Source organism: Affinundibacterium seohonense (assembly GCF_014284305.1).
GTDB classification, from domain to species: Bacteria; Pseudomonadota; Gammaproteobacteria; order Burkholderiales; family Burkholderiaceae_D; genus Undibacterium; species Undibacterium seohonense.
This window is the reverse complement of sequence record NZ_JACOFW010000001.1, coordinates 18,068-32,920: the sequence shown is the minus strand read 5'-3', so window position 1 is coordinate 32,920 and position 14,853 is coordinate 18,068. Positions and strand designations below refer to the sequence as shown.

General features: G+C 46.1%; 9 protein-coding genes and 1 tRNA gene. 6 read left to right on the top strand and 4 right to left on the bottom strand.

Annotation, left to right across the window (positions count from 1 at the left end; genetic code table 11):
• Positions 1–21: 21 nt before the first annotated feature.
• The 3 genes from H8K52_RS00120 to H8K52_RS00110 all read right to left on the bottom strand — a co-directional run bounded on the left by H8K52_RS00120 (position 22) and on the right by H8K52_RS00110 (position 4,619).
• A tRNA-Leu gene (locus H8K52_RS00120) sits at positions 22–108 on the bottom strand.
• Between the two features lie 237 nt (positions 109–345).
• Positions 346–3,456 carry an efflux RND transporter permease subunit gene (locus H8K52_RS00115; RefSeq protein WP_186920493.1) on the bottom strand — a complete coding sequence of 1,037 codons (3,111 nt, stop codon included), beginning with the start codon at positions 3,454–3,456 and terminating at the stop codon, positions 346–348.
• Positions 3,453–4,619, bottom strand: a complete 1,167-nt coding sequence (locus H8K52_RS00110; RefSeq protein WP_186920492.1) for an efflux RND transporter periplasmic adaptor subunit — start codon at positions 4,617–4,619, stop codon at positions 3,453–3,455. The genes H8K52_RS00115 and H8K52_RS00110 overlap by 4 nt, the downstream gene beginning before the upstream one ends.
• Before the next feature lie 305 nt (positions 4,620–4,924).
• Between H8K52_RS00110 and hpnC the strand changes: the two genes are divergently transcribed.
• Positions 4,925–5,734 (top strand): squalene synthase HpnC, encoded by an 810-nt coding sequence (gene hpnC / locus H8K52_RS00105; RefSeq protein WP_186920491.1) that lies wholly within the window; start codon positions 4,925–4,927, stop codon positions 5,732–5,734.
• Between the two features lie 118 nt (positions 5,735–5,852).
• Here the strand turns inward: hpnC and H8K52_RS00100 are convergent, their stop codons facing one another.
• The gene (locus H8K52_RS00100; RefSeq protein WP_186920490.1) at positions 5,853–6,707 is read right to left on the bottom strand and encodes a hypothetical protein; all 855 of its coding nucleotides are present in this window, start codon (positions 6,705–6,707) and stop codon (positions 5,853–5,855) included.
• 218 nt (positions 6,708–6,925) lie between these two features.
• On the opposite strand from H8K52_RS00100, the gene hpnD reads away from it, so the two are divergent.
• From hpnD to H8K52_RS00075, 5 genes are all read left to right on the top strand, one after another.
• Positions 6,926–7,759: a presqualene diphosphate synthase HpnD gene (hpnD, locus tag H8K52_RS00095; protein WP_186920489.1), complete on the top strand. Its 834-nt coding sequence runs from the start codon at positions 6,926–6,928 to the stop codon at positions 7,757–7,759.
• Positions 7,752–9,104, top strand: coding sequence for a hydroxysqualene dehydroxylase HpnE (gene hpnE / locus H8K52_RS00090; RefSeq protein WP_343044111.1), 1,353 nt, complete (start codon positions 7,752–7,754; stop codon positions 9,102–9,104). Before hpnD ends, hpnE begins: the two co-directional genes overlap by 8 nt.
• A gap of 321 nt (positions 9,105–9,425) precedes the next feature.
• Positions 9,426–12,089, top strand: coding sequence for a TonB-dependent receptor (locus tag H8K52_RS00085; RefSeq protein ID WP_186920488.1), 2,664 nt, complete (start codon positions 9,426–9,428; stop codon positions 12,087–12,089).
• A 380-nt stretch (positions 12,090–12,469) separates the two neighbouring features.
• A complete protein-coding gene (locus tag H8K52_RS00080; protein ID WP_186920487.1) occupies positions 12,470–14,146 on the top strand; it encodes a sensor histidine kinase in 1,677 nt (558 codons plus the stop codon).
• Positions 14,143–14,820 (top strand): response regulator transcription factor, encoded by a 678-nt coding sequence (locus H8K52_RS00075; RefSeq protein ID WP_186920486.1) that lies wholly within the window; start codon positions 14,143–14,145, stop codon positions 14,818–14,820. The genes H8K52_RS00080 and H8K52_RS00075 overlap by 4 nt, the downstream gene beginning before the upstream one ends.
• Positions 14,821–14,853 lie beyond the last annotated feature (33 nt).

Genomic DNA, 14,853 nt, shown 5'->3' with positions numbered 1-14,853 from the left:
CGTCCAAATATAAAGAGTCTGTGGTGCGAGGAGGGGGACTCGAACCCCCACACCATTGCTGGCGTCAGGACCTAAACCTGGTGCGTCTACCAATTTCGCCATCCTCGCGGGATGAAAACACCTTCCGGTAGAAAGACCAGCACAAAAGCAAAGGGCGACTTTAATTGCATTGTCGCCCGTAACGTGTGCTGTGGCATTTCAATTTCAACCAACTATTCTACTAGATTTTATCCAAACTTGTCTCGATTTTTTTGTATTGAAATTGAAACGACTGCATTTTTTATTCTAATACTCAACGCTTTTCCGCAAAAATGAGAGTTCAGACAAAAATGCAGCATTTCTTAATTAAACAATCTTGACTGGCTCCTTAACTCTGAACCAAGCTGCATACAGAGCCGGCAAGAATAGTAAGGTCAAGGCGGTAGCAATAATCAGACCACCCATAATAGCCACTGCCATTGGCCCCCAAAACACCGATCGAGACAAAGGAATCATTGCCAACACAGCCGCTGCTGCCGTCAAAATAATTGGACGGAACCTCCGAACTGCCGCTTCAACAATCGCATCCCAAGCAGGAACACCTGCCGCTCTATCTTGCTCAATCTGATCAATTAAAATTACCGAATTTCGAATAATCATACCAAACAGCGCAATCACGCCGAGTTGAGCGACGAAACCAAATGGACGCTGCAAAAGCAACAATGCCATGGCAGCTCCAGCCACTCCAAGGGGACCAGTCAAAAACACTAACACCGAGCGCGAAAAACTATGCAACTGCAACATCAACAAAGTGAAGATAATAAAAATCACCAAGGGAACATTTGCTGCAATTGACTGCTGCGCCTTACCACTATCAGCTGCCGCCCCAGCCAATTCAATTTTGTAACCAGGCAATAAAGTGGCTCGAATTGCATCTAACTTCGGATTGATTTGCGCAGATACGGTTGGGCCTTGAATGCCATCGACCACATCCGACTGCACGGTAACCGCCCACTCACGTCCTTCTCGCCAAACCACGCCAGGCTCCCAAGCTAGAGAAATTTTCGCCACTTGCGAGAGCGGCACCGTCTTTCCGCTTGCCGTTGGGATATTCGCGTTACTAAGTGCCTGTACTGTGGAACGTTCATCAACTGGTTGACGAACTACGATATCAATCAATTTATTAGACTCTCTAAATTGACCGACTGTCGTACCAGTCAAAATCGTATTCGCGGCGCGCATCACGTTTTGCGACGTCACGCCCAATGCTCGCAATTTATCCTGATCCATGTCTATGCGAACTGTTTTAACCGACTCATTCCAGTTGTCGTTTACACCGATCGCATTTGGATTTGCATGCATCACTGACTTTACGCGATCAGCAACCTCACGCACCTTTGCCACTTCCAAACCCGTAACACGGAATTGAACTGGATACGGCACAGGAGGTCCATTCGGCAACAATTTTACGCGACCGCGCACCTCCGGAAAGTCCTCTTTAAACGCCTGATTAATTTTCAAGCGCAAAGCTTCGCGCGACTTCAAATCTTTGGGTAAAACAACGATTTGTGTCACGTTTGTTTGCGGAAAAATCTGATCCAATGGTAAGTAAAAACGAGGACTACCTGTACCCACATAGCTGGTAATACTCTCGACACCTTGCTGTTTCTGGATGAAAGCTTCAAATTTCTTCGCTTGCGCTTCGGTTGCTGCAAAAGACGAGCCTTCCGGCAACCACAATTCCACCATCAACTCAGGACGACTGGAGTCCGGAAAAAACTGTTGCTCGATAAACTTAAATCCGAACACGCCCAATCCAAACACCGTTAAGGTAATAGCGATAGTCGTCTTGCGCCAAGTCACACACCAATTAACCAAAACCCTAAAGCGAGAATAGAACGGCGTATCAAATAGTTCGTGATGCCCGTCAGCACCGGAATGGGGTTTGACGCGCAACAACAAGTAACCGAGATAAGGCGTAAACAATACTGCCGCCAACCAAGAAATAAGCAGCGCCAATGCATTTACCGAAAACATCGAAAACGTATATTCACCAGCAGCAGACTCTGCTAGTCCAATTGGCAAAAATCCCGCGGCTGTAATTAAGGTTCCGGTCAACATTGGCATTGCCGTTGAAGTGTAGGCAAAGGTCGCTGCGTCGAATCGGGAGAAGCCCTCTTCCATTTTGCGCACCATCATCTCGACCGCGATGATAGCGTCATCCACCAGCAAACCGAGTGCAATAATCAATGCACCAAGCGAAATTTTATGCAGATCGATATTTAAGATGCGCATAAACAAAAAAGTGACCGCCAACACCAAAGGTATCGTCAAACCAACAACCAAACCCGGCCACACATCCAAACGCCAAGGCTTCGTATGCAAACCCAGCGATAGAAAGCTCACAGCTAATACAATCACGACAGCTTCAATCAAAGTATTTACAAACTCACCAACCGATGAGGCAACAATTTTCGGCTGATCTGAAACACGATCCAACTGTATACCAATAGGCAACTGAGATTTAATCGCGCCAACTTCTTTATCCAGATTCTTGCCTAACTCAATGATATTCCCGCCCTTCTCCATTGAGATGCCCAAGCCAATAACTTCTTTACCATTGAAGCGCATTTTATCTACGGGTGGATTTTTGTATTCACGTTTAATGACAGCAAAATCACCCAAACGGAAGGTCGTTCCATTGGCCCGTAATTGTAAATTTTCAAGATCTTTGACCGTCAACAGCGCGCCAGATATACGAACCTGGAGATTGCTCGAGGACGTCGTCAATACGCCAGTTGCATCAATCGAATTTTGAGAGTTAATTTGTGCAACGATCGCCTCAAATGGCACGCCCAACTGAGAAAACTTCTTTTGCGAGAACTCGATATTAATTTTCTCTTCTTGCACACCAAACATCTCAACTTTCGCAACCTTTGGTATGCGTAAGAATTGCTGCCTCACGAAGTCTGCATATTCACGCATCTCTTCATAATTGAAGCCGTCAGCAGATATCGCAAAAATAGAGCCGTAGGTATCACCGAATTCATCGTTGAAAAATGGTCCAACCACACCTGCTGGCAAGGTACCTTTTATATCACCAATTTTCTTTCGCACTTGATACCAAGTTTGTGCGGTTTCTTTTGGCGGCGTCGACTCGCGCAATTGCAAAATAATTAGCGTCTCACCGGGTTTCGAGTAGCTACGAATTTTGTCAACGTAGGGAGCTTCTTGCAGTTTCTTCTCTAGCTTATCTGTCACCTGCTCCGCCATTTGCAGAGCTGTCGCACCAGGCCATACTGCACGCACAACCATCGCTCTAAAGGTAAAAGGAGGATCTTCATCTTGCCCCAATTTGGCAAAACTAAATATCCCGCCTAACAACAAGGCCACCATCAAATACCGTGTTAATGGAATATGTTCCAATGCCCAGCGCGACAGATTAAATCCGCCTTTATCATGATGATCCTGGCTCATTTAGCGGCTCCTGAGGCGGAGCCAGCGTCACTGGCACCAGATTCAGACTCAACGCCAAGTATGCGTACTTTCTGCCCCGCTTTCAATAAATTGACGCCTGCTGTCACAATGGTTTGACCTGGCTGAATGCCTCCAGAAATCAAAAGATCCTCACCGCTAGTTGATGCAATTTGAACAGGCACCAATCTGACCACACCAGATTCAACTACCCACACAGAACTAATATTTTTCTCTTGAAGCAAGGCCGTTAATGGTAGAGGTATCATTGAGACAGGACTCTTCATGCCAAATGAGACACTTGCCGTCATCCCTAGCCGAACTTCTTTAGCCGTATCTGGCAAAGCGATCTTGGCGACAAAAGTTCGCGTAACAGGATCTGCAATTGGCGACAGTTCGCGCAATTTTGCCGGATAGATTTCACCACTATTTGCCCAAAGTTTTACGGTGACGTCAGTCATTTGACGAATTGAGTTAATTTTATCTTCTGGCACACCAACAATCACATCCATATCGCCCGCTTTAGCAACCCGAACTACGGACGTACCAGCAGAAACGACCTGACCAACTTCTGCCTCAATCGCGGTCACGACACCATCAACATCTGCCATTAAGTTCGCATAAGCTGCTTGATTCGATTGATTCGAAAATCCTGCCTTTGCCTGTTCATAACTAGCCTGAGCGGCTTTATAGGTAGTTTCTTTGGCATCTAACACCGCTTGAGCCACAAAGTTTTTCTCTCTTAAGTCTTGGTACCGCTTTAATTCCGCTTTTGCCAAATCTCGATTGCTTTCCGCTGCTGATAGTCCTGCTTTCGCTTGCGCTTGGCCTAGCAACAAATCTTGCGGATCAAGCTGCATCAACACCTGTCCACGCTTCACCAAGCTACCAAGTTCGACATGACGAGCCACTATTTTGCCGGGGACTCGAAACCCTAAGCGTGATTCAACCCGCGCCCTAACTTCGCCTGAAAACTCAGTTGAAATTTCACTGCCTGCCAAGCTCGCCTTGATCGTCCTCACCGGTCGAATGTCTTCCGTCTTTTCTACTTTTTTTGAACAGGCAACGAGTAAAACAAGACACAACAAACTAATAACAGATAAAACTTTTGAAGATGGCACTGGAAGCGCAACTAACTGGCGCGTGCGTGATGGGGAGTTTGACACGTGATTTTTCCTTTACGATTCCGTCAACAAGCAAAAAATGAAGCGTTTACGTTTGTATTTCTATTGGGACGACTACGTTGATCTGCAACGATGCACCATTAACGCCGAATGAACGAAGGCCGATTTATTACGTCGAGATCAAAAAACTTTACACCGCACAAGTCTAAGTATTAATAGCACGATATCATTGCTATGAACAGCGCCAAATTACAATAACTGACTCGCGGGTTAGTAATTATAATAAGGTTTCTTTTCCTTGCCAATGACTTTCGAGTCATTTATTTTTAATAGGTACGATTGCTTTCATGAGCATAGAACACTACGAAAATTTTCCTGTAGCATCATGGCTAATGCCTGCCCGCTTGCGCCCTGCAGTCAGGGTGATTTATGCGTTTGCCCGCAGCGCAGACGACCTCGCTGATGAAGGGGATGTTAGTGATGACATTCGACTCACCGCACTATCTCGCTACGAAAATGAATTAAACTTAATTCAAAACAAACAAAATAGCGATCATGTACTTTTCCAAGAGTTGGCGAAAGTCATTGCAGAGTATCAACTACCGATAGCCCCTTTTTTTGACCTGATCTCTGCTTTTAAACAGGACGTCATTTGCAAGCGCTATCAAAATTTTAGCGATTTGATCGACTACTGTAATCGGTCCGCCAATCCGGTTGGTCGCATCATGCTTAGTTTATATAAGGAAGGTAGCCCAGAAAATTTAAAACAATCCGATCAAATCTGTACCGCACTTCAACTAATCAATTTTTGGCAAGACGTCGCAATTGATTGGGAAAAATCCCGTATTTATTTGCCTCTTGAAGATTTACATAAATTTCAAGTTACAGCACAACAGATTGCCAACAGAAACTGCAATCAAGACTGGCGAAACTTAATGCAGTTCGAAATCCAACGCGCGCGAGATTTGATGCTCGCTGGCAGCCCACTGTGCAAGAGACTACCAGGCAGACTTGGTTTCGAGTTACGTCTTGTCGTTCAGGGTGGATTACGTATTTTGGAGAAAATTGAATGCATCAAGATGGATATTTTTACACAACGCCCAACAATTAACTCAAAAGATGGCGCACGACTTTTGTGGCGAGCTTTGCGGATGTAAGGCAGATTGACTTGAATTTCGGAAAGTCATAACGAAATCAAAAACTAATCATTTGCATCAATTAAAAAAAGCCAGGAAATCCTGGCTTTTTTAAACATCCATGTGCTAAAAATAGCTTTTATGCAGCGACACAACTGACACTAATCGCACTTGCCGGTGCTGGATTGGCGATTGACGCCTTAGCTTGACCATTTGTCACGGTACATTTCTGTCCTGTTGGCTGAGTCGAGACTTGTACATCATACGCATCGCCATCTGCCAAGCTAAAATTAAAGGTATATACACCGTCCGCTAACATGTTACGTGAATCCTTTGTTCCATCAGGTAGTGTATTAGTCAAGATCAAAAAGTTACCTGACTTCAACCCAGTTAGCGTACCGCCAACAGGAACACCTGTAGTACATGCGACAGCCATATTTGTTGGTGGACTGCTGATATTTGCGGTTCCAGTTGCATTTTGAATCTTACAAACTTTACCAACCGGCGGCAAATTCACTTTAGCAGTGTATGTTTGCCCATTCACAACATAGGTCGGGAAAACAAAGTTACCGTCTGCAGTCAAAGCCGTCTGTGTCACATCATTCAAGTTCAGAGTCACAGACTGCCCAGTCGCCAAACCAGTCAAAGTTCCTGAAACGGATACGTTTGGCACACAATTCACCGCAATGTTTGTTACTGGCGTCTCACCACTCATCTTACCGCTGCCATTACTGACTGTGCAATTGACAGGATTCGGCTGCTGACCGACAGTGATATTGTAAGTAGCGTTACTGGCCACACGAAAGGAAAAACTTCCATCAACCGAAAGTGGTTGCGTATAACCGGTTTCATTCACCAAAACCAAATAACTACCAGTCGCTGTCAAACCTTTTACGGTACCGCCCACGGTCGTATACACGAAACCACCACAACCGGCCAAGATTCCTGCAAACAAGGAAGCGAGAAGCGCAGTCTTTTTATTAAATTTAATCAAAATGAATCTACCTTTATTACGATAAATGAACGATCTAACATCATGTTGCCAACAAGACGGGCTTGCAGAATAAGCCAGCATTGTACAACATGCCTAGAGCATTTTTTTATCAATATATTGTAAGAAATCTCGTGCCCTATGTAAGTACATTGTTTGTGCTTAGTCACGCAGTCGGTTAGCATTACGCCTTAACTTATCTCTCGCACTTAAAATCCAGCATGTCTCCAGACGAATATTGCCAAGAAAAAGCCGCTCAGAGCGGCTCAAGTTTTTATTATAGCTTCCTTTTTCTACCCCAAGAAAAGCGACGTGCCATTACGACCCTCTATGCATTTTGCCGTGAAGTTGACGATGTCGTCGATGATTGTACCGACGAAGCAGTTGCTCGTAATAAGCTAATTTGGTGGCGCCAAGAAATTCATGCGATGCTAAAACACGAACCCACGCACCCTGTCACCAAGGCTTTACAACCCCACATCGCTACCTATCAACTCGACGGTGCGCATTTGCTGGCTGTCATTGATGGCATGGAAATGGATTTAAATCAAAATCGCTACCTCGACTTTATCGCTCTGCAAAAATATTGCTGGCATGTTGCCGGAGTGGTTGGCATTCTCTCTGCCAGCATTTTTGGCATTAAAAATCCGCAAAGTAAGCAGTTTGCCGAAAAACTTGGGCTGGCATTTCAAATGACCAACATCATTCGCGATGTTGGCGAAGATGCCCGCAAAGGTAGAATTTATTTACCGGTCAACGAATTGCAACAATTCAATGTGCCCGCGAGCGACATTTTGAATGCTCGCCATAGCGAACAATTTGTTGCACTGATGCAGTTTCAATATGAACGCACACAACAACTCTATGACGATGCAATGGCGCTGCTTCCTGCGGAGGACCGGAGAGCACAGCGCACTGGTTTAATCATGGCAGCGATCTATCGTGCGTTATTAGTTGAGATTCAACAGGAACAATTTCAGGTATTAAAGCAAAGAATATCGCTGACACCAATCCGAAAATTATGGCTGGCATGGAAAACGTATATCCGTGGCTAAGACAATAAATAAACGCGTCGCCGTGATCGGCGCTGGTTGGGCAGGTTGCGCTGCGGCGGTCACGCTTTGCCGACAAGGGCATAAGGTTACTTTGATCGAGGCCTCCCGCACTTTAGGTGGACGGGCACGCGCGGTTCAAATCCAAGATCAGCTGCTTGATAATGGGCAGCACATTATGCTTGGGGCTTATACTGCTTGCTTAGACTTGATGCGACTGTTAAAAATCGATCAAAGTAAAACACTTTTGCGCCTGCCTTTACAAATGGTGTATCCCCACCAAACTGGCATGCAGTTTATCGCACCCAAGTTACCCGCCCCGCTGCATCTCATATTCGCACTTGTAAAGACACGAGGCTTAAATCGCGAAGACAAAATGGCGTTGGCCAGGTTTTCCACCACCGCCCGCTGGATGGACTGGAAACTCAATCAAGACTGTACCGTGAGTGAGCTGCTTCAACGCTACGAGCAAACTGAACGGCTTTGTCGACTGATGTGGAACCCACTCTGCATCGCTGCACTCAATACGCCGCCAGAACGTGCATCAGCACAAATATTCTTAAACGTATTGCGAGATAGTTTGGGAGCTAATCGATTAGCATCGGATATGTTGATACCGAGAGTTGACTTAACCCACCTATTGCCTGAGGCCGCAGCGACTTATGTCAAACAACACGGTGGTGAAGTGATTGACGGTTTAGCTATTCACACGCTAGTACCAACAGAAAATCACCGATGGCAGTTGCCTGAGTTGACGCAAGAGCGTTCGAATAGTTCGATTTTTGACTGCGTAATCGTTGCGACCAATCCAGACCAATGCGCGCGGCTGTTGGGGACACTGCGGCCTTTGTCGTCAGATGACGAACAGTTCGCGAGTTCGGAAATGGCATTTGAATACGAACCAATCACGACTTGCTATTTGCAATATCCCGAATCAGTCAAACTTAGTCGCCCTTTTTTTGCTTTAGCTGACGAACCAACGAAAAATTATTGGGGTCAATTTATCTTTGATCGCGGTCAGCTTAATGCTACACAGAGCGGGTTGATGGCGGTCGTGGTCAGTGCGTCGACTGGCGCCATTGAACAATCGCATGCGAATTTAGCGCAAGCCATAATGCAGCAACTTGCACAACAGTTAGGGATACCTGAGCTAGCCCAAGCACTGTGGACAAAAGTGATCACTGAAAAGCGCGCCACATTTTCTTGTACACCAAACCTAAAACGTCCCACCAATCAAACGACGTTTCGCAATTTGATGATTGCTGGCGATTTTACCGAATCTGCATATCCAGCGACATTAGAAGCTGCTGTGCGCAGTGGCGTGATGGCAGCGAAGGCGATTGTCTGAAGGTAGCGACAATAACGTGCCAACTTACAACAAATTTGCAACAAACGTCGAACGAAAAAAATAGGCACCCCCAATGGCTTTTCCTAAGTCTCAAGAGCCGCTAATCGGCCAAGTTGCCACACGAAATCTCAAAGCTAGGTGAAATTACCTAGCAGCAGGAGTAAATTTCTCAATTGCGACCGTGACCAACTCCGATAACACTACGACAAGCCTCATTACTATTGAGTTTATTATCAGTAATGAGCTTCGCATCGAGCGTGTTGGGGGAGTTCAAACTGCTCGATATCTATGACAAATTGATATATTTTCGAGAGAGCCAAGATGCCCCGCCTCAGAACATCAAGATCCATCATGCACCTGGCGATCGCCAGCGCCTGTGCAATGCTAAGTATTCAAGCCGATGCCCAAGAAGTTGGTAACGCCAATAAAACCGAAGACAACAAAAAGGATACGATTCCTGAAGTGATTGTCACGGCAACCCGACAAGCTACGTCTTTGCTAAAAACACCAGTCGCCGTCACAGCACTGAAAGCCGAAGATCTATTACGAGCGAACGTCAAAGAATTGTTAAATCTCAGCGGCTCCATCCCTAACGTGCAGTTTGGCTTGTCCAGCGGCGACTCGGGTGTTTTAGTTTCAATCCGCGGTGTAACGTCGACCAACTTCACAGAAATCGGTGATCCAGCCGTCGGTATTCACATCGACGGCATTTATTCACCACGTCCTCAGGGCTCGCTGGCTCTGATGTTTGATCTCGATCAAGTCGAAGTCTTACGTGGCGCACAAGGTACTCTATTTGGCCGAAATTCCACAGCAGGTGTGGTCAACATCCTCCCAGCGAAGCCTGAATTCAAAACGAATTATGGCTGGAGCTCACTTAATTTCGCAAACTACAATGGTAAGGAATTACGCTCGGTCTACAATTTTGGTATCAGCGACAATTTTGCACTACGAGCCGCTGTGATGGTAGATAAGCGCGATGGCTACATTAATCAAGAACGCGATTTAAGTGATCGCGGCGTTTTACTTTCTGATGGCAATGGTGGTTCTAAGTTCACCCCTGATGGTAAGCCCGACGTAGATCAACGCCTAAACCGTCAACTATCGCCCAAAGACTATTACAGCAATTCTGATCAATGGGCGACGCGCTTAACCGCACGTTGGGCGATTGATAAAGATCTTGAATGGACTGGTGGTTTCGAACACTATCAAAACTCTGGTGCTGGCGAAGTTGGCTTAAAAGATTGCAAAATGGCAGCTGGCACGCGCTTCGCATGCGGCCCGCAAGGTCAGTGGTACGCCAAAATTAATGTGCCCGGCAAACTTGATATGAGCATCGACACCTATCGAAGCAATCTCGTGTGGAAGCTCTCACACCAAACTGAATTAGGCTATAAAGTTGCTTATGCCGTGCAAAAACGTGTACAGCACCATGACGACGATGGCGGACAAACATTCCTCGCCTCCGATGTTGGGGTCATGGAACCTTGGGGCAATTGGGGCGCGCAGCATGCACTCGACTGGGCTAGCTACACACTAGATTCCAATTATCGATCACTGGTTAACGAAATTCAGATCAAGCAAAATTTTGATCAATGGCGGTATGTGGCTGGCGTCTTCAACATGTCGGAAAAAAATGCCATTAATTTTGCGCAGGATAATCTGGTTGCCGCACCTTGGGGCATGCCTCAAGCGCAGTATTATGCCCAACCTGATCGTCAAGTCCATTCCAAAGCCTTATTTGCCCAAGCAGATATTAAGCTCGCGGAAAAATTATCAGCAACTGTGGGTTTCCGCCAAAGCAAAGACAGTCGTGAAGATCTCGGTGGTGTCAGTGCTGGATTATGGAGCGCGGATACGCCTTGGTACTACAATGGCAAATTTACCCCAAAAGCACCTGGTACAGGCACACCACATAACGGCACTGATTTAACGACTGGTATGGGCCCGTTTGCTGGTGTTGGCGTTTTCCCTGATCCGGTGGTCAATACGCATAAAGCAAGCTGGGAAAAGCCGACTTACCGCTTAGGCCTACAATACGACATAGATAAGTCGACAATGATTTTTGCTTCTGCTGCGACGGGTTATCGTCCGGGTGGCTTCGGTGATAAATTCGATACTTGCGGTGGCGGCACTTGTGTCGATGGCGGAACGCAAAAATATAGCTATCTTGAATACAATCCCGAGTTAACTACAAACTTTGAATTTGGCTACAAAGGCCGACACTTCAACAACAAGCTTGACCTCAGCGTCGTGTATTTCAACACGAAATATAACGATATGCATGTCACAGGGATGAATGCAGTGGGTCAACGAAAGTTGCGTGCTGAGGAAACTTGTCCAGATTGGAATCCAGCCTGTGATGTCGTGACAGCATGGAAAACCGAGAACATTGGCAACTCAAAAATTCAAGGTCTAGAGATCGAATACAAAGCCCGACCTTGGGTCGGCGGCACTTTATCCGGTTATGCCTCTGTACTCGATTCAAAGGTCCTGTCATATCCGACTTACGACGACAACTGGATGTGTGGTTACCGCCAGGAATTTGGTGCTGAAGCCTGTGCGCCACTATACTTAGGTAATGATCCAAGTAAACGTGGTCGTGCAATTCGCGATGTGGTTGGCAATCAATTGCCAATGGCACCAAAATATTCTTATGCGATCAACTACTCACATGACTTTGAGTTAGACAATGGCTGGGTACTGACACCTTCGATTGGCATGCGCTACCAAAGTCGCATGTATTTTACGGTTCGCAATCTGGACAATCGGGTGATTGGCGACTACCAAGATGCCTATACAAATTGGAGCGCTGCCATCAAATTGGCTGGGCATGACGACAAATGGAATGTGGAATTATGGGGCACAAACCTGAGCAATAATATTGTCAAAAACTGGATGGGGCAAGGCAACGCTGGTGGTTATACCTTTAATAGCTATAACCCACCAAGAATGTTTGGCCTACGCGCAACGGTCAATTACTAAGGCGTAGTTCGATTCAAAAAATCAACACATAGTCAAACAGAAAAACCGGAAAAGTTAATATAGCTTCCCCCAGGACGTGTTACCAATTAGTTCCTTTTGCTGAGTCTCCCCCATTGCCACAGCAAAGATACTGGATTAGCTGTCCCAGTTAACAGGAGCTAAGACTGTATTACGATCTGGCTTTACACGGCAAATTTCCCAATGAAATTTGCCGTTTTTTTTCAATACTTTGCTTTCGGAAAGTACCAAAAATTAAGCCAATAAAATCCTCGTCAGCACAAGCAATTTTGCAAAACCAAGTTGTGAGTGATAAATTATGCGCTGCTGTATTAAAGCGCCTATCCTCTTTCGGCGCACTATCACAGCACTCGGGGAAAATCATGCGATTTGCGCGCCAAAGTTTATTCAACAACCGCTGGACCTGGATAGGAATGATGCTATTTCTAACCGTCGGCTTGTTTGTCTCGAGCACGCTAGGCTGGCTCTGGTACGCAGAGAAACGTGCCACCACCGAACGGCAATCATCTCTCGATTTGCTGTGGATGGAACAAATCATTACCAACAAACTAGAAAATCAGCAAATCATGTTGCAAAACTGGGTGCTCGATTTAAAGCCTACTTCAAGCAGCTCCCGCGAAGAATTTCTACATCGTGCTGATAGTCTGATCAAAGACAATCACGCGATTCTCGCCATCGAATTTATCGATCGCAATCAACAACGCGTCCTTGGATTGCCAGAGTACGAACAAAGACCTAGTAATTTGCCCCCGCTAAATGATCCATTGGTGAGCGAAGCCATTCATCAAAGCCAACAACTAAACGCAACCGCCTATAGCCGCGTAATCGAACAGTTTGCACCGTTATGGGTGCTCGCGCTCCCCAATCCAAACGACCCACTACACGACGGCAATATCCTGATCACTTACGATTTAGATAAGCTGCTGACCCAAGAAGTACCGTGGTGGTTTGTGCAACGCTACGATCTCAGCCTGGTCGATAAAAACGATAAACAATTATCCCCAAGCGAAGGTGGCATTGTGGTCCATAGCGCTGAGGTAAATCGGCTCGATTTTGGCCCCGCCAATACGGGCTTAGCCTTAAAAACGAGTATTCGTACGACACAACATTTTGACAGCCTACTAATCTCGCTTGCGGTCGCGGTATTGGCCTTTGGCATCCTCATCATTTGGTTATTGCGTTTACTACGACGCTGGTTAAAAGAGCGTCGGGCGGCTCAACAAGCATTACGGGAACGCGATGAATTGATTCAACACACAGCACGATTATCGAGTTTGGCTGAATTCGCTTCTGGCATGGCGCATGAGCTAAACCAACCTCTGGCAGCCATCGCTAACTACGCCGCTGCCGCCGAAAGCCTGATGCAAACAGAGGATGTGCAATCGCCCAAAATTCGAAAAGCAATCGAAAAGATGGGCGAAGAATCTCGCCGAGCAGGAAAAATCATGCGCAGTATGCGTAGCTTCATACAAAAAAGTGCAGCACCGCATGAACCCTATTCTTTATCCATCCTCATACAAGAATCGATCGAGCTAGTCGAAGCACAGGCAAAGCGGCAGCAAGTGCAAATTCAATTACAATCCTCAGCACAGAATTTGATTATCGATTGCGATGCCGTGATGCTAAAACAGGTCTTGTTTAATCTGATGCGTAATGCTTTAGAAGCGATGGACCAAATCGAAACAACGACCAGTGCAAGGCCAGGACAAAATTTAATAATCACGGTTGAACAAGACGCACTTTATGTGACTGTGAGCATCCAAGATCAAGGACAAGGCATCATCGAAGCAGATAAATTATTTCAAGCCTTCTACACTACCAAAGCGGAAGGCATGGGATTAGGTCTGGCAATTTGCCGAACGGTCATTGAAAATCATGGCGGAAAGATTTGGGCAGAAAACCAAGCTGACGGCGGTGCAGTTTTTCGCTTCCGTTTGCCACTAAAATTACAAAATACCGCAGCACAGCAATATCAACCTGCACCGTTACACACGCCACCGCTAACTCAGTCAACGTCAAATTCCACGGTACCATTATGACCCCAACAGAATCGTCTCCTCCGTCCGCACTCAGCCTTGACACAAGTCAGTCAAAAATTGCCATTATTGATGACGATCCTAGTGTTCGCAACTCACTAGCAATGCTACTCGAGACACGTAATTGGATCCCAAGTGAATTTGAACGCGCGACGGACTTTCTTGCACACGCTGACCCCAGTCAATTCAACTGCCTATTGATTGATGTAAGGATTCCAGGTACCAATGGTTTAGAATTATTTGACGAGTTGATCCGACGTAGCAAACAACAAAACAGTTATTTGCCGCCTGTGATTTTTTTGAGCGGACACGGTGATATTCCTTTGGTGGTACGAGTACTCAAACAAGGCGCTGTGGATTTTCTCGAAAAACCTGCCGACCATCGCAGCCTACTCGATGCGATCAGTCGCGCTTTTGCTAGCGATGCCTCTGCACGTAGCGTTTACCAAGGGCAAGCCGGCTTACTCAAAGAAATCGCTGAATTGACGCAAAGAGAAAGAATGGTACTGACCGAGATTGTGGCTGGCTACTTAGGCAAGCAAATCGCCGATCACCTTTCTATCAGTCCTAAAACGGTAGAAGCACATCGACTGCATATTTGCCAAAAATTAAATGTCCGTACCAGTATGGAATTGGCAGCAAAATTACGCGACATTCCACCCAGTCTATGGCAATAAATCCGGCGACGCTTTCCGGCCTATGCATGTGTT

Coding starts and splice junctions, on each gene's coding strand:
- H8K52_RS00115 (WP_186920493.1), bottom strand. CDS start 3,456: ATGAGCCAGGATCATCATGATAAAGGCGGATTTAATCTGTCGCGCTGG.
- hpnC (WP_186920491.1), top strand. CDS start 4,925: ATGAGCATAGAACACTACGAAAATTTTCCTGTAGCATCATGGCTAATG.
- hpnD (WP_186920489.1), top strand. CDS start 6,926: ATGTCTCCAGACGAATATTGCCAAGAAAAAGCCGCTCAGAGCGGCTCA.
- H8K52_RS00085 (WP_186920488.1), top strand. CDS start 9,426: ATGCCCCGCCTCAGAACATCAAGATCCATCATGCACCTGGCGATCGCC.
- H8K52_RS00080 (WP_186920487.1), top strand. CDS start 12,470: ATGCGATTTGCGCGCCAAAGTTTATTCAACAACCGCTGGACCTGGATA.
- H8K52_RS00075 (WP_186920486.1), top strand. CDS start 14,143: ATGACCCCAACAGAATCGTCTCCTCCGTCCGCACTCAGCCTTGACACA.